Source organism: Cribrihabitans neustonicus (assembly GCF_048820895.1).
Lineage (GTDB): Bacteria > Pseudomonadota > Alphaproteobacteria > Rhodobacterales > Rhodobacteraceae > Cribrihabitans_A > Cribrihabitans_A neustonicus.
On the sequence record NZ_JBMERQ010000001.1, the window covers coordinates 14,700 to 32,557 of the forward strand.

A 17,858-nucleotide genomic window follows, 5' to 3' on the forward strand; every position below is an offset into this window, starting at 1 on the left:
CCAGGAGGCGCGGCGCAAGGGGAACGTGCAGCCCTAGTGCTCGAGCATCTCGCGGTAGATCGATACCAGCGTGTCCGCTTCTTTCTCGAGCGCGAAATTGGTGACCGTGTGTTTGCGGGCGGCTCTTGACCAGGCCTCCAGCCGGCCTTCGGTGGAGAGTACCTTGCTGATAGCCTCTACCATCTGCCCGGTCTCGCCCGGGTCGATCAGCAGGCCGGTCTCATTCGGCGCGATCAGCTCCTCGAAGGCGCCGGCGCGGGTGGCGACCACCGGCACACCGCAGGCCATGGCTTCGAGCGGGGTGAGGCCGAAGCCTTCCCAGCGCTGCGGCGCCACGTAAAGATCAAGCGCCTGATACCAGCGAGCAACTTCCCAAACGGGCACCTCAGGCGGGAACAGCAGGCGGTCCTGCATTCCGGCCGCCTTCACCTTCGCGCGCAGGTCCTGTTCGAATTGCGCGTGTTTCTCGGTTGCGCGGCCCATCACCACGCCCGCCGCTTCCGGGTGCTCTTTCAGCACTTCGAGCATGGCATCGACAAAGACATCCGTGCCCTTCTGCGCCCGGATGCGGCCGTAGCAGCCGATCAGGAGGGCGTCTTCGGGCAGGCCCAGCTCGCGGCGCAGCGCCGCTTTGTCCGCGGGTGGTGCAAAGGTGGCGGTGTCGATTCCGTGGTGCACCACCTGGGCAGGCTTTTCCAGGTAGGCTGCGCCCTTGGCCGAGGTGGCGATGACCCGGTCCATCTGCGAGATCAGCCACTTGGTATAGTCCGAATGGTTCCGCTGCGAGGCGGAGGTGAACAGAAGCTTCAGCCGCTTGCCCAAGAGGTACTTCAGCGCCAGCCCGGCCAGCATTTCAGTATTGCGCCGGGCGTGCCAGACGCGGGCGCCCGCCGGGCCGTTGCGCGGCATCAGGAGGAGCTCACCGGCCTCCAGATGCGGCAGGTCGTCCGGCAGGCCCGCGCCTGCGGTGGCAATGGCAATCTGCTTGCGCTGAAGGGGCACCAGCCGCACGATGGTGGAGGTAACGCCCGACAGGCGGCGCTTGAAGTTCGGCGCAATAACTTCGACCGTGCGCGGATCAACCTTGGTCATCTGCGCCTCCCTTCGCGCTGGCGGGCAGCAGCGTGAGCAGCGCCTCCACCGTCTTGTTCAATTGATCCGTCTGGCGCGATATGAAGGCGGCGGCCGCGCGGCGCGCGGCGCCAAGCGCCTGCGGCTCCGCCAGCCAGCGGCCGATTGCACGCGCAAGCCCCTCGGCATCCTCCACCTCTACCGCGGCGCCCTCACGGGTCAGCTCGGCGTAGGTCTCGGCAAAATTGTAGTGCCCCGGCCCGGTGATCACGGCGGCCCCGGCCTGCATTACCTCGAACGGGTTGTGGCCGCCGATCTCGCGCAGCGAGCCGCCGAGGAAGACAAGCGGCGCCAGCGCATACCAGGTACCGACTTCGCCCAGCGTGTCAGCGAGGTAGACATGCGCATCCGGCGTCAGAGGCTCGCCCTTGCTGCGGCGGGCCCATGTGAGGCCTGCCTCGGCAATCAGCGTTTCCACCTCGCTGCCGCGTTCCGGGTGGCGGGGGGCGAGCAGCAGGCAGAGGTCCGGGTGTTCTTCCAGCAGCGCCTTGTGGGCAGCGAGCACCACCTCCTCTTCGCCCGCGTGGGTGGAGGAGGCGACCCACACCGGCCGCGCCGCCAGCGCGCCCCGGATTCCCGCCAGTGCATCCCTGTCCACCGGCAGCGGGGCCGAGACCGCCTTGAGGTTGCTGCCCGGGCGGATGCGGTCCTTGGCGGCGCCCATCTTGCGCAGGTTGCCTGCAGTCTTGCGGTTCTGGGTGAGAAACAGGTCGAACTGGTCGAGGATGAAGCGCGCGGTGGCCGGACGTTTCTGCCAGCCAGCAACCGAGCGGTCCGAAAGGCGCGCGTTCAGCAGCGCCAGCGGGCAGCCTGCCTTGCGTGCGCGCACCAGCATCTGCGGCCAAAGCTCGCTTTCGACGAACACGCCGAGATCGGGCTGCCAATGCGCAAGGAAGCGCTCCACCGCGGCGGCGGTGTCGAGCGGCGGGAACTGGTGGCGGCTGCGCGGCGGCATCCGCTTGGCGACCAGCTCGGCCGAGGTAGGCGTGCCGGAGGTGATGAGGAATTCCGCATCCGGCGCCAGCTCGCCCATCCGGCGGATCAGGGTGAGCACGGAGAGGCTTTCGCCGACCGAGGCCGCATGGAACCAGATCAGCCGCCCGGCGGGGCGGGGCAGGGAAGCATGGCCGAGGCGTTCGCGCACCCGCGCTTCGGGCAGGCCATAGGCACGCAGGCGGCCCGACACCTTGCGCCAGGCAAGGGGTGCGATCAATGCGCTGGCACCACGGTAAAGGGAGTAGAGCAGCGTCGGCTGCGCGCCACCGGGCCGGGTCATGTCAGCCGCCTGTGTGGCTCATGTGGCGGCTCATCTGGCCGCCGACCTGCTGCCGCGAGTAGTCAAAATCATGGCCCTTGGGCTTGAGCGTGATCGCCTTGCGGATGGCCTCTTCCAGAGGCGTTTCGCTGTCCGGATGGTCACGCAGGGGCGCGCGCAGGTCAGCCATGTCCTCCTGGCCCAGGCACATGTACAGCTCGCCGGTGCAGGTCAGCCGCACCCGGTTGCAGCTTTCGCAGAAATTGTGGCTGAGCGGCGTGATGAAGCCGATCTTCTGGCCGGTCTCCTCCAGCCGCACGTAGCGGGCCGGTCCGCCGCTGCGCTCGGCCAGGTCGGTGACGGTGTAGTGGTTCTCGTACTCGCGCCGCACGTCTTTCAGCGACCAGTACTGGTCCAGCCGGTCCTCATTGCCGAGATCGCCCATCGGCATCACCTCGATCCAGGTGAGGTCCATGCCGCGTTCGGCGCACCAGCGGGTGATGGCAGGCAGCTCGGGTTCGTTGAAGCCCTTGAGCGCCACAGCATTGATCTTGACCCTGAGTCCCGCTTTTTGCGCCGCGTCGATGCCGCGCAGCACTTGAGGCAGGCGGCCCCAGCGGGTCACATCTGCGAACTTTTGCTCGTCCAGCGTGTCGAGCGAGACATTCACGCGCCGCACGCCCGCGTCAAACAGCGCCTGAGCGTGTTTCTCCAATTGCGAACCATTGGTCGTCAGCGTCAGTTCCTTGAGCGCGCCGCTGTCCAGGTGCCGGGTCATCGAACGGAAGAACGTCAGGATATCGCGGCGCACCAGCGGTTCGCCCCCGGTGATGCGCAGCTTCTCCACCCCCAGCCGGATGAAGGTCGAACACATCCGGTCCAGCTCCTCCAGCGTCAGCAGGTCCTTCTTGGGCAGGAAGGTCATGTTTTCCGACATGCAATAGACGCAGCGGAAGTCGCAGCGGTCGGTGACCGAGACGCGCAGGTAGGTAATCGCGCGGGCGAAGGGATCGATGAGCGGAGCTGTCATGCTTCCTAGGTAAAGCGGCCCACCGCCGGCGGCAAGAGGTGATGGCTTTTGCGTCTGGCAAACAGTTTCGCGCAGAGCTAGGGTCACCGCATGCGTATGACACTCATAGCCCTTTCTGCGGCATCGCTGCTGGCAGCCTGTAACGGCATCCAGCTCAACTCCTCGGTCCTGAGCGGCGGGTCTTCCGCCCCAAAGGCCCGGCCGCAGCCGCAGGCGGCCGCGCAGGAGGCAGGAAAGGAGGACGGCGCAGACAGTTCCGCGCCTTCCTTTAGTGGTTCGGCCAGCACGGTGGCCTCGCTTGGCGACCCTTCGGCGCCGGGCATGTGGATGGAGACACCGCTGGTCAAGACCGAACAGCAGGCCCGTGTGCGCTCTGCCCGCGGCAGTGAGGCGGTGGTGACGCTGAAGCCCGCCGAGGGCGCGGTAACGGCCGGCAGCCGCCTTTCGATCGAGGCGATGCGGGCGCTTGGCTTGCCGCTGACCGAGCTGGCGAAGGTTCAGGTGATACCAATCGGCTGAAGCCGCTGAAAACAGACCACCCCGCCCCTTGTCCGCAAGGGGCGGGCGTTTTGAAAGCGCCGTCAGGAGTCCTTGAGGTATCTCGCCGCATCCTTGCGGGCAAAACCCTTCATCGCCGCGCCGTGCTCGGCCAGGAAGGTGCTTGTGCGGGCGGCGTCATGCTTGCTCAGATCGCGCAGCCACCAGGCGACGGCTTTCTGGATGAACCAGTCCCGGTCCGGCACGTAGGCCGCGGCCCATCCGAGGATGCGCTCGCGCCGGGCCTGATCGGCGGGTTTGAGATTGTTCATTTTGGCCCAGGGCAGAGTGGCAACCAGCGCCGCGCGTCGGGTCCACATGTGCGGCGCCTGCGTCCATTCCTCGGCTGTATCAAGCCTTTCCGGGTCTGCCAGCAGGCGCTTCTGCAACGCCGTAGCGGCGTGATCGGCAATCGCCCAGCCGTCGAACTGCGGCACCCAGGAGCACAGCAGGTTCCAGACCGCCGCATCGTCCTTAATTCTCGCCTGGGTCAGCAGCTTGGCAGCGGCAATGCGGGCTTCGAAAATGTCTGTCTCCCACAACTGCTGGGCCAGAGCGCAGCGTGCGCCCGTGTCCAGCGCCTGCCGCCACTCTTTTGCCAATTCGTTCAGCGCCGGGTTGGGGGTGCCCAGCACTTCGCGTTCCTGCTTGTGATAAGCCGCCATTTGTTCAGCGCGGCCGGGCTCCGCCCGGGCGCGGAGCGCAGCCAGCGCGTCTTCCAGCGTGATCCGGCTCACTCCACCGTCACCGATTTGGCAAGATTGCGCGGCTGGTCGACGTCGGTGCCCTTCGCGACGGCAGTGTGATAGGCCAGCAGCTGCGCGGGAATGGCATAGAGGATTGGCGTCAGTGCCGCCTTCAGCCGCGGCATCTCCACCGTGCACCAGACGTCATCGCCCGCATCGGTGATACCATCGCGGTCCGAGATCATCAGCACTTTGCCCTTGCGCGCCAGCACCTCCTGCATGTTGGAAACCGACTTGTCAAAAAGCGCGTCCTTTGGTGCCATCACCACCACGGGCATGTTCTTGTCGATCAGAGCGATGGGGCCGTGCTTCAACTCGCCGGAGGCATAGGCTTCGGCGTGGATGTAGCTGATTTCCTTCAGCTTGAGCGCGCCCTCCAGTGCCAGCGGGAACATCAGTCCGCGGCCCAGGAACAACACATCACGCGCCTCGCTCACCTTCAGTGCGGCCTGGCGGATCGCCTCATTCTGCTCCAGCGCCGACGACATCACGTTCGGAAGGCCCCGGATCGCGGTGGCGTAGTCCGCCATCTCCTGCGGCTCCAGCAACCCGCGGTCCGACGCCGCCTTCAGTGCGAGCAGCAGGAGCACGGTGAGCTGGCAGGTGAAGGCTTTGGTGGAAGCCACGCCGATTTCGGGACCGGCAAAGATCGGCAGCGCCAGGTCGCTTTCCCGCGCAATTGAGCTTTCCGGCACGTTCACCACCGACAGGATCCGGTCAGCCTTCTCCCGGCAGTAGCGCAGTGCTGCCAGCGTGTCGGCGGTCTCCCCCGACTGCGACACGAAAAGGGCCATCGTGTTGGCGGGCACCGGCGGCTCGCGGTAGCGGAACTCGGAGGCGATATCGACCTCCACCGGCAGGCGGGCGATCTGCTCGAACCAGTACTTCGCGGTGAGACAGGCGTAATAAGCCGTCCCGCAGGCTACCATCGTCAGCCGCTCAACCGCGGAGAAGTCGGCACCCTCGCCGGGCAGGCGGACAACGTCCTCTTCCACCGGCAGGTAAGAGCGGATCGCTTCGGCGATGACAAAGGGCTGTTCGGCGATTTCCTTCGCCATGAAGTGTTTGTGGCCGCCCTTGTCGACCTGGGCCGCGTCGATCTGGATGGTCTTGGTCTCACGGTTGACAAGGGCGCCGTCCGGGCTGCGCAGTTCCACGCCCGCGCGGGTCACTACGGCGCGGTCGCCTTCCTCGAGATACGTGACGCGGTCGGTAAGCGGCGCGAGTGCGATGGCGTCCGAGCCCACGAACATTTCGCCATCACCGTGGCCGATGGCCAGCGGCGAGCCCTTGCGGGCGGCCACGATCAGATCTTCCTCGCCGTCGAACAGGAAGGCCAGCGCAAAGGCGCCCTCCAGCCGGTCCAGCGTCTTGAAGGCGGCCGCGGCGGGCGACAGCCCTTCCTGCAGGTAGCGCTCGGCCATCAGGGCGACGGTTTCGGTATCGGTCTCGGTGCGGAATTCCATGCCGCAGTCCAGAAGCTCCGCGCGCAGGTCCTTATAGTTCTCGATGATGCCATTGTGCACCACCGCCACTGCGCCCGCCCTGTGCGGGTGCGCATTGCTCACCGTGGGCGCGCCATGGGTGGCCCAGCGGGTGTGGCCAATCCCCGCCTTGCCGCGCAACGGCTCGTGCACCAGGAGGTCGGAAAGATTCACCAGTTTGCCTACCGCGCGGCGGCGTTCCAGTTTGCCGCCGTGGACGGTGGCGATGCCGGCGCTGTCATAGCCCCGGTATTCCAGCCGCTTCAGCGCCTCCACCAGAATCGGGGCCGCCTCGTGATTTCCCAGAACGCCTACAATGCCGCACATCACTCACTTCCCTTCGCCAGGCGGGCCTTCCTTGCGTGCAGCATCTCCATCAGCTTGCGCGCGCGGCCCGGTTTGTTGGTTTGTTCGGCACGGCCGATTGCCAGGTCGCCGTCTGCCACATCCTTGGTGATCACCGCACCGGTGGCCGTCATTGCCTCGTTCCCCACCTTCACCGGCGCCACCAGCATGGTATTGGAGCCGATGAAGCTGCGGGCGCCGATCTCGGTGCGGTGCTTCATCACCCCGTCATAGTTGCAGGTAATCGTTCCTGCGCCAATATTGCTCGCCTTACCGACAGTGGCATCGCCGATGTAGCTCAGATGGTTCACCTTGGCGCCTTCGGCAATCTCGGCGTTCTTGATTTCGACAAAATTGCCGATGTGGGTGTCTTCGGCCAGTTCGGCACCCGGGCGCAGCCGGGCGTAGGGGCCAACCTTGGCACCGCGGCTCACGTGGCAGCCTTCCAGATGCGAGAACGCCCGGATCAGCGCGCCGCTTTCCACTGTCACGCCGGGGCCGAAGACGACGTTGGGTTCGATCACCGTGTCGCGGCCGATCACCGTGTCAAAGGCGAGGTAGACGGTCTCCGGCGCCATCAGCGTAACGCCAATGTCCAAAAGCTCCGCCCGCGCGCGGGCCTGGAACACCGCATCCGCGCGGGCAAGGTCTGCGCGCGAGTTGATGCCCAGCGTTTCGCTTTCGTCGCAGGCAACTGCGGTCACGCTGCGGCCTTCCCGGCGGGCCAGCGCCACCAGGTCGGTGAGGTAGTATTCGCCCGAAGCGTTGCCGTTGCCGACCTCGGCGATCAGGTCGAACATCATCTTGGCATCGCAGGCCATCAGACCCGAGTTGCAGAAGGAGATCGCGCGTTCTTCCTCGTTGGCGTCCTTGAACTCGACAATGCGCTCCAGGCTTCCGCCCTGCATCACCAGGCGGCCATAGCGGCCGGGGTCGGCGGCCTCGAAGCCAAGGATCACCAGATCGGCCTGGCGGCGTGCCTCTGCCAGACGCTCGAGCGTCCCGGGGCTGACAAAGGGCGTGTCTCCGAACAGCACCACTACGTCGCCGTCAAAGCCCTCCAGTGCAGCGCGTGCCTGTTCCACCGCGTGGGCGGTGCCGAGCTGCTCCTCCTGGATTACCACCTCGGCGGTCTCGTCGATTTCAGCTACCGCTGCGCGCACCGCCTCTGCGCCATGGCCAGCCACCACGATGGTGCGTTCGGGCTCCAGGGCGCGGCCTGCCGCCATCGCATGCGCCAGCATCGGCGCCTGGGCAACCGGGTGCAGGACTTTGGGCAAATCGGAGTGCATCCGGGTGCCTTTCCCGGCCGCGAGAATGACGAGGGCAATGCTCATAATGGCTTTTCTCTTTGTCTTTTTGATGCTTCCGTTTTATCCGCTGGGGGGCGGGGCGCAAGGCATGGCGCCATCACACAAGGTTGCGGGTTGCAATACGGCATGGCGGAAACACGCCGAAATGGGAGCGGAACATGCGCACGGTCATCTTCGATCTGGACGGCACCCTGGCGGATACGTCGGGCGATCTTCTGGCCGCAGCGAATACCTGCTTCCGGCAGATGGGGCTTGGCGATGTGCTGTGCCACCCGGACGATGCGGGCGTCGCGCTGCGCGGCGGCCGGATGATGCTGGACCATGGGCTGAAGCGGGCGGGCCGCCATGACCCGCGCATCGTGGACGAGTTCTACCCGGTGCTCCTGGAGGCCTACCGCGCGGACATCCACCGCCACACCACGCTTTACCCCGGCGCGATGGCAGCGGTGGAGGCGCTCAGGGCAGCCGGGTTTGCCGTCGGCATCTGCACCAACAAGCCGGAGGCGCTGGCCCATCAGCTGCTGCGCAGTCTCGGCGTGCGCGATGCCTTTGCGTCGCTCGTGGGCGCCGACACGCTGCCGGTGCGCAAGCCCGACCCGGAGCCGCTGCGCGAGGCGGCGCGCCGGGCGGGCGGCGATCCGGCGCGGACGATCCTGGTCGGCGACAGCGACACCGACCGCAAGACCTCGGCTGCGGCCAACGTGCCTTCGGTCCTGGTTACCTTCGGGCCTTCGGGCGAGGATATGGCGGCGCTCAAGCCCGAGGCGCTCTTGCACCGCTACGAGGACCTGCCGGAGGTCGCCGCACGGCTGATTGCCTGATTTCGCAAACTTGTTCCGGAAATTTTGCGAACCCCGCTTGTCTCTTGACCCGGCCCTCGGCGCGGCTCAGAAATGCGCCATGAGCGAGATTTTCACCGGGTCCTTCACCCAGCAGGAAGCCATTCCCGAAGACGCAATCGAGGCGGCCCTCGCGGTGCTGCGCCACGGGCGGCTGCACCGTTACAACGTCGCGGGCGATGAGGCGGGGGAGACCGCGCTTCTTGAGCAGGAGTTTGCTGCTCGGATGGGGGCAAAATACTGTCTCGCCGTGGCCTCGGGCGGCTACGCGCTGGCAACCGCCCTGCGCGCGGTTGGGGTGAAGCCCGGCGACAGGGTTCTCACCAACGCTTTCACCCTCGCGCCAGTGCCGGGGTCCATCGCCTCGGTTGGGGCGGAGCCGGTATACGTGGAGGTGAACGAGGCGCTCACCATCGACCTCGGCGACTTGGCCGCAAAGGCCGACGAGGCCCGGGTGCTGCTGCTGTCCCACATGCGCGGGCATCTCTGCGACATGGACCGGCTGATGGAAATCTGTGATGCGGCCGGAATCACCGTGATCGAGGATTGCGCCCACACCATGGGCGCGGCCTGGAACGGGGTGCCCTCAGGCCGGCATGGCGCGGTGGGCTGCTATTCCTGCCAGACCTACAAGCACGTGAACGCGGGCGAGGGCGGGCTGCTGGTCACCGATGACGAGGAGCTCGCGGCGCGGGCTATCATGCTGTCGGGCTCCTACATGCTCTATGGCCGCCACCTTGCGGCGCCGGGGCCGGAGGTCTTCGAGCGGGTGAAATACGACACCCCCAACGTCTCCGGCCGCATGGATAACCTGCGCGCCGCCATCCTGCGCCCCCAGCTGCGCGATCTGGATACACAGGTGGCGCGGTGGAACGAACGCTACCGCACGGTGGAGGAGGGCTTGCGCGGCACGCCGGGCCTCACTGTGGTGGAACGGCCTGCCGAGGAATTTTTCGTGGGCTCCTCAATCCAGTTCCTGCTGCTCGGCTGGAGCGCCGATGCGGTACAGGAGGTCTTGCGCCGCTGTGCCGCCCGAGGGGTTGAGCTGAAGTGGTTCGGCACCCCGGAGCCGGTTGCCTTCACCTCCCGCTACGACAGCTGGCGCTATGCGGACACGCCGCGCCTGCCCCGGAGCGACCGCATCCTTGCAGGCATAATCGACATGCGGGTGCCGCTGACCTTCAGTGTTGAGGACTGCGCCCTGATCGCCCGCATCATCCGGGCCGAGGTCGCGGCCGTCCATCAGTCAGAACGATAAAGCGGCACGGTCGAGATCGACACCTTGGCGGAGCCGTCCGTCAGCTCGGCCGCGTGGGCGACATAGATCAGGGTCCGGTTGGCTTCGTCGAACAGGCGTTTCACCCGCAGCGACTTGAGGATGATGGACCGGGATTCGCGGAACACGTCCTCGCCGTCCCTGCTCCGGTCGATGTCACCGAGCGTGATCGGGCCGGTCTGCCGGCACGCCAGCGACGCGTTGGAGGGGTCTTCGAACCAGTTGCCCTTGGACAGCCGGTCGATCAGGCCGCGCTCGAAATAGGCGATATGGCAGGTGACGCCTGCCACTTTGGGATCGGCGATGGCCTCGATGATAATGTCGTTGCCCACCCAGTCGACGCCGATCTCTCCGATTTCCTCGGCGGCGGCGGGCAGGCCCGCAAGGCAGATGGCCGCGGCCAAGGCGCATTTCAGTTGTCTCATCAGCATCTCCTGTTTTCCGTTCGGAACGGGGTCTGTCCCCGTTTATGCAGCATTGCGCGCCGCAGCGGAACTTGCGTTCCGGGAACATTCCCGCCGGGGAAGGGGGCAGTCCTTCCCGCCGCTCATCGCAATTGACGCGAATCGTGCGGTCGTCTATTGAATTGAACAAGTGTTCATATAACCATCCGTATTCGGGAGGACCCGCGAGATGTTCAACGCAAGCATGACCTTCGACCTGGGCGAGGACGTGAACGCCCTGCGCGACATGGTGCACCGCTGGGCGCAGGACCGTATCAAGCCGATGGCGCAGGAGATCGACCAGAAAAACGAGTTCCCGGCCGAGCTGTGGCAGGAGATGGGCGAGCTGGGCCTGCTGGGAATTACGGTTCCGGAGGAGTTCGGCGGCGCTGGAATGTCCTACCTCGCCCATACCGTCGCGGTGGAAGAGATCGCCCGCGCCAGTGCCTCGGTCGCGCTGTCCTACGGCGCGCATTCCAACCTCTGCGTCAATCAGATCAAGCTGAACGGCAACGCCGAGCAGAAGGCAAAATACCTGCCGCGGCTGATTTCCGGCGAGCATGTCGGTGCGCTGGCAATGTCCGAGGCGGGCGCGGGCTCCGACGTGGTCTCGATGAGCTTGCGCGCCGAGAAGCGCAACGACCACTTCCGCCTGAACGGCAACAAGTACTGGATCACCAACGGCCCCGACGCCGACACGCTGGTGGTCTATGCCAAGACCGATCCGGAGGCGGGCTCCAAGGGCATCACCGCCTTCCTGATCGAGAAGGAGATGAAGGGGTTCTCCACCTCCAAGCACTTCGACAAGCTGGGCATGCGCGGCTCCAACACTGCCGAGCTGGTGTTCGAGGACGTGGAAGTGCCCTTCGAGAACATCCTCGGCGAAGAGGGCAAGGGCGTGCGCGTGCTGATGTCCGGTCTCGACTACGAGCGCGTGGTGCTCGCGGGCATCGGCACCGGCATTATGGCCTCCTGCATGGACGAGATGATGCCCTACATGAAAGAGCGCAAGCAGTTCGGCCAGCCGATCGGGAACTTCCAGCTGATGCAGGGCAAGATCGCCGACATGTATACCGCGATGAACTCGGCGCGGGCCTATGTCTACGAGGTCGCCAAGGCCTGCGACAAGGGCACGGTAACGCGCCAGGACGCGGCGGCCTGCTGCCTTTATGCCTCCGAAGTGGCGATGACCCAGGCGCATCAGGCGGTGCAGGCCTTTGGCGGGGCGGGCTACCTGTCCGACAACCCGGTGGGCCGGATCTTCCGCGACGCCAAGCTGATGGAGATCGGCGCCGGCACTTCGGAAATCCGCCGCATGCTGATCGGCCGCGAGCTGATGGGCACCATGTAAACCGAGTCAGGCCCGCGCAATCCCGGAAAGGGACGCGGGCCTGGTGTTCTTGAGACGCAGCGGGCCTTTGGCGGCCCGGCTGCAATCGGACCAGGGGGATCAGAAACGGTGCACGTAAGCGAGGTTCACCACGACCGGATCTATTTCGGCGGTGCCGATGTCCGCGCCGTTGAGCGTCGCATCGGTATCGATGTCCATGTAGCGGAGGTTGAACCGCAGCGCGCCCGTACCGGTGATCTGGTAGTCGGCGCCGGCGTTCAGCGCGAGGCCGAAGCTGTCGTCCAGCTCCAAGGTGCCAAGCGCGGTCTCCTCCTCGAAGAAGGTGGTGTAGTTCACGCCAAGGCCGAGGAACGGCTTCACCTTGCCTGCGGCGGGGAAGTGGTAGTTCACCGACAGCGTCGGCGGCAGCTGCTTGGCCGAGGCGGCAAAGGCGCCGTTCAGCTTGACATCATGCTCGAACGGCGAGGCCACCAGCAGCTCGACGCCCCAGTTGTCGCGGAAGAAGTACTCGGCGGTCAGCGACAGCGCAGTGCCGTCGTCAATATCGGCCGCAGCGCCGGCAAGCGTGCCGTTGCCGGACTTGGGGTTCACGTTGGCAATGCCGGCGCCGAGGGTCCAGTCGCCCTGCGACTGCGCCTGCGCGGGAATGGCCAGGGCGGTGAGGGCGGAGGCCAGTGCCAGTGCGGAAACCATGCGTTTCATGGGGTGCGTCCCTTTTATTATGTTTGCCCCGCCGTGGTGCACTCTGATACCGCGCAGCACTCTGATCTGGATCAAGCGGGGGTGCTGGTTTCCCTTGAAAACGCAAAGAAAAAGCGCATGTCTGCCATGCGCTGCGGGAATAGCCGATGATGCAGGATACGCATGTAATTCCCGGGCTCCGGCCGGATGGCAGCTGGGACCTGCCGGAGCGGCTGAACATGGCCGCGCAATGCCTGATGCATCCCGAAGGCGGCACCGCACTCATCGACATGACCGGAGCGGCGCGCCGCGACATCTCCTATGGCGAACTTGGCGCGATGGTGGACGGGCTGGCCCGTTACTTGCTGACGCGAATCCGGCCGGGCGACCGGGTCGGGGTGCTGCTCAGCCAGTCGCCCTGGTGTGCCGCGGCGCATCTGGCGGTCTGGAAGGCGGGCGGCATCTCGGTGCCGCTGTTCAAGCTGTTCAAGCGCGACGCGCTGGCTTCCCGCGCGGGTGATGCCGGGGTGAGTTTTGTCTTCACCGACGCCGAGGGCGCCAAGCTGCTCGGGGATCTGGCCGAGGCGGTGATGGTGGATGATGCCGGGCTCGAAGGCGCGCCCGTGCCTTTCGCGGAGACCACGCCTGAAACGCCCGCGGTGCTGATCTACACCTCCGGCACCACCGGCAGTCCCAAGGGCGCGCTGCATAGCCACCGGGTGCTGACCGGGCATCTGCCGGGCGTTGCGATGAGCCACGACCACCTCGGCCAGACGGGCGATGTCCTCTGGACGCCTGCGGACTGGGCCTGGATCGGCGGGCTGTTCGACGTGCTGATGCCGGGCCTCGCGCTGGGCGTGCCGGTGGTGGCCGCCCGGCTCGACAAGTTCACCCCGGAAGCCTGCGCCGATCTGATCGCGGGGGCCGGTGTGCGCAACATCTTCTTCCCGCCCACCGCGCTTAGGATGCTGAAGGCAGCGGGGCAGGGGCTCGGCGGCCTGCGCTCGGTTGCCTCTGGCGGAGAGCCCCTGGGCGCGGAGATGCTCGCTTGGGGCCGGCGGCGCCTGGGCGTGACCATCAACGAATTTTACGGCCAGACCGAGTGCAATATGGTGGCTTCCTCCTGCGCCGCGGATTTCGAGCCGCGCCCGGGCTGCATCGGCAAATCGGTGCCGGGGCATGAGCTTGCGGTGATCGATGAGGGCGGTATCCCGACGGACGGCGAAGGCGACGTCGCGATCCGGCGCGGCTCGGCCTCGATGCTGCTGGAATACTGGAACCGGCCGGAGGAAACTGCCGCTAAGTTCCGCGGGGACTGGCTCGTTACCGGCGACCGTGGCGTTTGGGAAGGCGGCTACCTGCGCTTTGTCGGCCGCGAGGACGACGTGATCACCTCGGCCGGCTACCGCATCGGCCCGGCCGAGATCGAGGACTGCCTGCTCACTCACCCCGCGGTGGCAACCGTGGGCGTGGTCGGCAAGCCCGATCCGCTCAGGACCGAGATCGTCAAGGCCTACGTGGTGCTGAAGGCAGGGGCCGCGGCCTCGCAGAAAGAGCTGCAGGACTACGTGAAGGAGCGCCTCGCCCATTATTCCTACCCGCGCGAGGTCGAATTCCTCGACGCGCTGCCGATGACGGTGACCGGCAAGGTGATCCGCAAGGAGCTTAAGGCGCGGGCTGCGGGGGAGGCCTCCGCATGATCCGGTTCACCGAAAGACCGGCACAGGCCGCAAGTTATGAAATGACAGACCTCAACCCTCGAACGGGAGAGTGGACATGAAACTCAATTCCAAGGCGATGCCCTCCTCGGACGGCTTCAAGCAGAACCGCGAGGCGCATCTCGCGGCACTCGCGCAGATCAGCGAGGCGGCGGAGGCCGCACGTATGGGCGGCGGCGAGAAATCCCGCGCCCGGCATGAAAGCCGCGGCAAGATGCTGCCGCGCCGCCGGGTGGCGAACCTTTTGGACCCGGGCTCCCCGTTCCTGGAAATCGGCGCCACCGCGGCGCATGGCATGTACGGCGGCGATGCGCCTTGCGCAGGCGTGATCGCGGGTATCGGCCGGGTGCACGGGCAGGAGGTCATGGTGGTCTGCAACGACGCCACCGTGAAGGGCGGCACCTACTACCCGATGACGGTGAAGAAACACCTGCGCGCGCAGGAGATTGCCGAGGAAAACCGCCTCCCCTGCATCTACCTGGTGGACTCGGGCGGCGCCAACCTGCCGAACCAGGACGAGGTCTTCCCCGACCGCGACCATTTCGGCCGCATCTTCTACAATCAGGCACGGATGTCAGCCAAGGGCATCCCGCAGATCGCGGTGGTGATGGGGTCCTGCACCGCGGGCGGCGCCTATGTGCCCGCGATGTCGGACGTCACCATCATCGTGAAGGAGCAGGGCACCATCTTCCTTGCAGGACCGCCGCTGGTGAAGGCCGCTACGGGCGAGGTCGTCAGCGCCGAGGACCTGGGCGGCGGCGATGTGCACACGCGCCTGTCCGGCGTGGCCGACTACCTGGCCGAGGATGATGCCCACGCGCTGGCACTGGCCCGCCGCGCGGTGCAGTCGCTGAACATCACCAAGCCGCTCACCGTGAACTGGGCCAGCCCCGAGGAGCCCGCCTATGACCCGGAGGAAATCCTCGGCGTCGTGCCGGGCGACCTGCGCACGCCCTACGACATCCGCGAGGTGATCGCGCGGCTGGTCGACGGCTCGCGCTTCGACGAGTTCAAGCCGCGCTTCGGGGAGACGCTGGTCACCGGCTTTGCCCACCTCAAGGGCTGCCCCATCGGCATCATCGCCAACAACGGCGTGCTGTTCTCGGAAGCCGCCCAGAAAGGCGCGCATTTCGTCGAGTTGTGCTCGCAGCGCAAGATCCCGCTGGTGTTCCTGCAGAACATCACCGGTTTCATGGTCGGCCGCAAATACGAGAACGAGGGCATCGCCCGCCACGGCGCCAAGATGGTGACTGCGGTGGCCACCACCAACGTGCCCAAGATCACCATGCTGGTCGGCGGCTCCTTTGGTGCCGGCAACTACGGCATGTCGGGCCGCGCCTACCAGCCGCGGTTCCTCTGGACCTGGCCGAACTCCCGCATCTCGGTGATGGGCGGCGAGCAGGCGGCGGGCGTGCTGGCCACCGTCAAACGCGACGCCATCGAACGTCAGGGCGGCAGCTGGAGCGCCGAGGAAGAAGCCGAGTTCAAGCGCCCCACCATCGAGATGTTCGAGGAGCAGAGCCACCCGCTTTACGCCTCGGCGCGCCTCTGGGATGACGGCATCATTGACCCGCGCAAGAGCCGGGACGTGCTGGCGCTGTCGCTCAGCGCAGCCCTCAACGCTCCGATTGAAGAGACCAAGTTCGGCGTCTTCCGGATGTAAGCCCCGCCGCTTTCATCTTTCGCAAATACTCCGGGGGTCCGGGGGCAGCGCCCCCGGTCCGGCGATCCAGACAAAGGACCAACCCCATGTTTGACAAAATCCTGATTGCCAACCGCGGCGAAATCGCCTGCCGCGTGATGGAGACCGCCCGCGCCATGGGCGTGCGTACGGTGGCGGTCTATTCCGATGCCGATGCGGCGGCGAAACACGTGGCGCTGGCGGACGAGGCGGTGCACATCGGCGGCCCCGCGCCCAAGGACAGCTACCTGAAAGGCGACGAGATCATCCGTGCCGCCCAGGCCACCGGCGCCCAGGCGATCCACCCGGGCTACGGCTTCCTGTCGGAAAACCCCGGTTTCGTGGACGCGGTGGAGGCGGCGGGGCTCGTCTTCATCGGCCCCTCGGCGGATGCGATCCGCAAGATGGGCCTGAAGGATGCCGCCAAGGCGCTAATGGAGGAAGCGGGCGTGCCGGTGGTGCCGGGCTACCATGGCGCCGAGCAGGATGCGGCATTCCTTGCGGAAAGGGCCGCGGAGATCGGCTACCCGGTGCTGATCAAGGCGGTTGCCGGCGGCGGCGGCAAGGGCATGCGGCTGGTGGAGAAGGCAGGTGATTTCGCGGCAGCACTCGAAAGCGCGCAGGGCGAGGCGGCCACCGCCTTTGGCAACCCCGATGTCCTGATCGAGAAATACATCCAGCAGCCCCGCCACATCGAGGTGCAGGTCTTCGGCGACGGCACCCATGCGGTGCACCTCTTCGAGCGCGATTGCTCGCTGCAGCGCCGCCACCAGAAAGTGATCGAGGAAGCCCCCGCGCCGGGCATGACGGACGAGATGCGCGCTGCCATGGGCGAGGCGGGCGTGCGCGCGGCCGAGGCGATCGGCTACAAGGGCGCGGGCACGGTGGAATTCATCGTCGACGGGTCGAACGGGCTGCGTCCCGATGGCTTCTGGTTCATGGAGATGAACACCCGCCTGCAGGTGGAGCACCCGGTCACCGAGCTGATCACCGGCGTCGATCTGGTCGAATGGCAGCTGCGCGTCGCCGCGGGCGAAAGCCTTCCCGCGCGGCAGGAGGACCTGACCATCACCGGCCACGCGTTTGAGGCGCGGCTTTATGCCGAGGACGTGCCCGCGGGCTTCCTGCCCGCAACCGGCACGCTCACCCACCTGGCCTTTCCGTGCGAATGCCGCGCCGACAGCGGCGTGCGTGCGGGCGATACCATCAGCCCCTGGTACGATCCGATGATCTCCAAGGTGATCGTGCATGGCTCCACCCGCAAGGTGGCTCTGTCGCGGCTGGCCCGGGCGCTGGAGGACACGCAAGTCGGCGGCACCGTCACCAACCTCGCTTTCCTTGGCGCGCTGGCGGCGCATGAGGGCTTTGCCGCGGGCGAGGTCGACACCGGGCTGATTGCCCGCGATCTGGACGCGCTGACCGCGGCGCCGGAGGTGGAGCTGCGCCACAGGGCAGCCGCCGGCATGGTGGCGCTGGACCTCGTGGAAGCCGCGCCTGAAACCGGTTTCACTCTCTGGGCGCCGCTGCACCGGGCCGTGACCCTCAGCCACCGCGGCGAGGTCTTCGAGGCCGATGTTCAGGTGGACGGGCCGGACCGGCAGCTCTGGACCGTGGATGGCAAAACCGTAGTGGCCGAGCGCAGTCAGGGCCAGTGGCGTATCGGAGAACGGCGGATGCCCGCGGTTTCGCAGTCTGGCGCGCTCATCACCGTGCATGACGCCTATGGCCTGGAGTTCACAGTGATCGACCCGCTGGAGCGTGATGCGGCCGCCGGGGGCGATTTGAACGTGATCGAGGCACCGATGCCCGGCCTGGTGAAAGCAGTCTTCACCGAGGCGGGGCAATCCGTGAAGGAAGGCGACCGGCTGGCGGTTCTGGAAGCGATGAAGATGGAGCATTCGCTGCTGGCCGCGCGCGATGGTGTGGTGGCCGAGGTGCTCGCCAGCGCGGGTGATCAGGTCGAAGCCGGGGCGGCACTCGTGCGGCTCGAAGAGGAGATGGGCTGACCGCGCACCTGCGGTCAGCTTC

The 17,858-nt window shown here is 66.5% G+C and carries 15 protein-coding genes; 7 read left to right on the forward strand and 8 right to left on the reverse strand.

Annotated elements, in window-relative coordinates; translation table 11 throughout:
- Positions 1-33: 33 nt before the first annotated feature.
- Genes ACOHWE_RS00065 through moaA form a run of 3 tightly spaced genes read right to left on the reverse strand, consistent with a single transcriptional unit; the run spans position 34 to position 3,416 of the window.
- Entirely contained in the window at positions 34-1,092 is a 1,059-nt protein-coding gene (locus ACOHWE_RS00065) for a glycosyltransferase family 4 protein (protein ID WP_420663347.1), read from the reverse strand.
- Positions 1,079-2,407 carry a 3-deoxy-D-manno-octulosonic acid transferase gene (locus ACOHWE_RS00070; protein WP_420663348.1) on the reverse strand — a complete coding sequence of 443 codons (1,329 nt, stop codon included), beginning with the start codon at positions 2,405-2,407 and terminating at the stop codon, positions 1,079-1,081. Before ACOHWE_RS00070 ends, ACOHWE_RS00065 begins: the two co-directional genes overlap by 14 nt.
- Before the next feature lies 1 nt (position 2,408).
- Positions 2,409-3,416 carry a GTP 3',8-cyclase MoaA gene (gene moaA, locus ACOHWE_RS00075; RefSeq protein ID WP_420663349.1) on the reverse strand — a complete coding sequence of 336 codons (1,008 nt, stop codon included), beginning with the start codon at positions 3,414-3,416 and terminating at the stop codon, positions 2,409-2,411.
- A gap of 90 nt (positions 3,417-3,506) precedes the next feature.
- On the opposite strand from moaA, the gene ACOHWE_RS00080 reads away from it, so the two are divergent.
- Complete coding sequence (locus ACOHWE_RS00080; protein ID WP_420663350.1) at positions 3,507-3,935, forward strand: hypothetical protein; 429 nt, start codon at positions 3,507-3,509, stop codon at positions 3,933-3,935.
- A 62-nt stretch (positions 3,936-3,997) separates the two neighbouring features.
- Here the strand turns inward: ACOHWE_RS00080 and ACOHWE_RS00085 are convergent, their stop codons facing one another.
- The 3 genes from ACOHWE_RS00085 to glmU are packed head-to-tail and all read right to left on the reverse strand — an operon-like array spanning position 3,998 to position 7,865.
- Positions 3,998-4,681 carry a DNA alkylation repair protein gene (locus tag ACOHWE_RS00085; RefSeq protein ID WP_420664632.1) on the reverse strand — a complete coding sequence of 228 codons (684 nt, stop codon included), beginning with the start codon at positions 4,679-4,681 and terminating at the stop codon, positions 3,998-4,000.
- A 5-nt stretch (positions 4,682-4,686) separates the two neighbouring features.
- A complete protein-coding gene (gene glmS / locus ACOHWE_RS00090; RefSeq protein ID WP_420663351.1) occupies positions 4,687-6,510 on the reverse strand; it encodes a glutamine--fructose-6-phosphate transaminase (isomerizing) in 1,824 nt (607 codons plus the stop codon).
- Positions 6,510-7,865, reverse strand: coding sequence for a bifunctional UDP-N-acetylglucosamine diphosphorylase/glucosamine-1-phosphate N-acetyltransferase GlmU (gene glmU, locus ACOHWE_RS00095; protein ID WP_420663352.1), 1,356 nt, complete (start codon positions 7,863-7,865; stop codon positions 6,510-6,512). Before glmU ends, glmS begins: the two co-directional genes overlap by 1 nt.
- Positions 7,866-7,999: 134 nt before the next feature.
- Between glmU and ACOHWE_RS00100 the strand changes: the two genes are divergently transcribed.
- Entirely contained in the window at positions 8,000-8,662 is a 663-nt protein-coding gene (locus tag ACOHWE_RS00100) for an HAD-IA family hydrolase (RefSeq protein WP_420663353.1), read from the forward strand.
- Between the two features lie 79 nt (positions 8,663-8,741).
- Positions 8,742-9,938 (forward strand): DegT/DnrJ/EryC1/StrS family aminotransferase, encoded by a 1,197-nt coding sequence (locus ACOHWE_RS00105; protein ID WP_420663354.1) that lies wholly within the window; start codon positions 8,742-8,744, stop codon positions 9,936-9,938.
- Here the strand turns inward: ACOHWE_RS00105 and ACOHWE_RS00110 are convergent.
- Positions 9,923-10,381 (reverse strand): CreA family protein, encoded by a 459-nt coding sequence (locus ACOHWE_RS00110; protein ID WP_420663355.1) that lies wholly within the window; start codon positions 10,379-10,381, stop codon positions 9,923-9,925. The two genes, ACOHWE_RS00105 and ACOHWE_RS00110, sit on opposite strands and share 16 nt — an antisense overlap.
- A gap of 208 nt (positions 10,382-10,589) precedes the next feature.
- Between ACOHWE_RS00110 and ACOHWE_RS00115 the strand changes: the two genes are divergently transcribed.
- Entirely contained in the window at positions 10,590-11,750 is a 1,161-nt protein-coding gene (locus ACOHWE_RS00115; RefSeq protein ID WP_420663356.1) for an isovaleryl-CoA dehydrogenase, read from the forward strand.
- 99 nt (positions 11,751-11,849) lie between these two features.
- Here the strand turns inward: ACOHWE_RS00115 and ACOHWE_RS00120 are convergent, their stop codons facing one another.
- Complete coding sequence (locus tag ACOHWE_RS00120) at positions 11,850-12,452, reverse strand: OmpW/AlkL family protein (RefSeq protein WP_420663357.1); 603 nt, start codon at positions 12,450-12,452, stop codon at positions 11,850-11,852.
- Between the two features lie 149 nt (positions 12,453-12,601).
- Here ACOHWE_RS00120 and ACOHWE_RS00125 point away from each other — a divergent pair, with 149 nt between their 5' ends.
- The 3 genes from ACOHWE_RS00125 to ACOHWE_RS00135 all read left to right on the forward strand — a co-directional run bounded on the left by ACOHWE_RS00125 (position 12,602) and on the right by ACOHWE_RS00135 (position 17,836).
- Positions 12,602-14,131: an AMP-binding protein gene (locus ACOHWE_RS00125; protein ID WP_420663358.1), complete on the forward strand. Its 1,530-nt coding sequence runs from the start codon at positions 12,602-12,604 to the stop codon at positions 14,129-14,131.
- Positions 14,132-14,207: 76 nt separating this feature from the next.
- The gene (locus ACOHWE_RS00130; RefSeq protein ID WP_420663359.1) at positions 14,208-15,812 is read left to right on the forward strand and encodes a carboxyl transferase domain-containing protein; all 1,605 of its coding nucleotides are present in this window, start codon (positions 14,208-14,210) and stop codon (positions 15,810-15,812) included.
- 86 nt (positions 15,813-15,898) lie between these two features.
- Entirely contained in the window at positions 15,899-17,836 is a 1,938-nt protein-coding gene (locus ACOHWE_RS00135) for an ATP-binding protein (protein WP_420663360.1), read from the forward strand.
- Positions 17,837-17,858 lie beyond the last annotated feature (22 nt).

Excerpts from the sequence above, each read along its gene's own strand:
- ACOHWE_RS00065 (WP_420663347.1), bottom strand. The coding sequence starts at position 1,092 with ATGACCAAGGTTGATCCGCGCACGGTCGAAGTTATTGCGCCGAACTTC.
- ACOHWE_RS00070 (WP_420663348.1), bottom strand. The coding sequence starts at position 2,407 with ATGACCCGGCCCGGTGGCGCGCAGCCGACGCTGCTCTACTCCCTTTAC.
- moaA (WP_420663349.1), bottom strand. The coding sequence starts at position 3,416 with ATGACAGCTCCGCTCATCGATCCCTTCGCCCGCGCGATTACCTACCTG.
- ACOHWE_RS00080 (WP_420663350.1), top strand. The coding sequence starts at position 3,507 with ATGCGTATGACACTCATAGCCCTTTCTGCGGCATCGCTGCTGGCAGCC.
- glmS (WP_420663351.1), bottom strand. The coding sequence starts at position 6,510 with ATGTGCGGCATTGTAGGCGTTCTGGGAAATCACGAGGCGGCCCCGATT.
- glmU (WP_420663352.1), bottom strand. The coding sequence starts at position 7,865 with ATGAGCATTGCCCTCGTCATTCTCGCGGCCGGGAAAGGCACCCGGATG.
- ACOHWE_RS00100 (WP_420663353.1), top strand. The coding sequence starts at position 8,000 with ATGCGCACGGTCATCTTCGATCTGGACGGCACCCTGGCGGATACGTCG.
- ACOHWE_RS00105 (WP_420663354.1), top strand. The coding sequence starts at position 8,742 with ATGAGCGAGATTTTCACCGGGTCCTTCACCCAGCAGGAAGCCATTCCC.
- ACOHWE_RS00110 (WP_420663355.1), bottom strand. The coding sequence starts at position 10,381 with ATGAGACAACTGAAATGCGCCTTGGCCGCGGCCATCTGCCTTGCGGGC.
- ACOHWE_RS00115 (WP_420663356.1), top strand. The coding sequence starts at position 10,590 with ATGTTCAACGCAAGCATGACCTTCGACCTGGGCGAGGACGTGAACGCC.
- ACOHWE_RS00120 (WP_420663357.1), bottom strand. The coding sequence starts at position 12,452 with ATGAAACGCATGGTTTCCGCACTGGCACTGGCCTCCGCCCTCACCGCC.
- ACOHWE_RS00125 (WP_420663358.1), top strand. The coding sequence starts at position 12,602 with ATGCAGGATACGCATGTAATTCCCGGGCTCCGGCCGGATGGCAGCTGG.
- ACOHWE_RS00130 (WP_420663359.1), top strand. The coding sequence starts at position 14,208 with ATGAAACTCAATTCCAAGGCGATGCCCTCCTCGGACGGCTTCAAGCAG.
- ACOHWE_RS00135 (WP_420663360.1), top strand. The coding sequence starts at position 15,899 with ATGTTTGACAAAATCCTGATTGCCAACCGCGGCGAAATCGCCTGCCGC.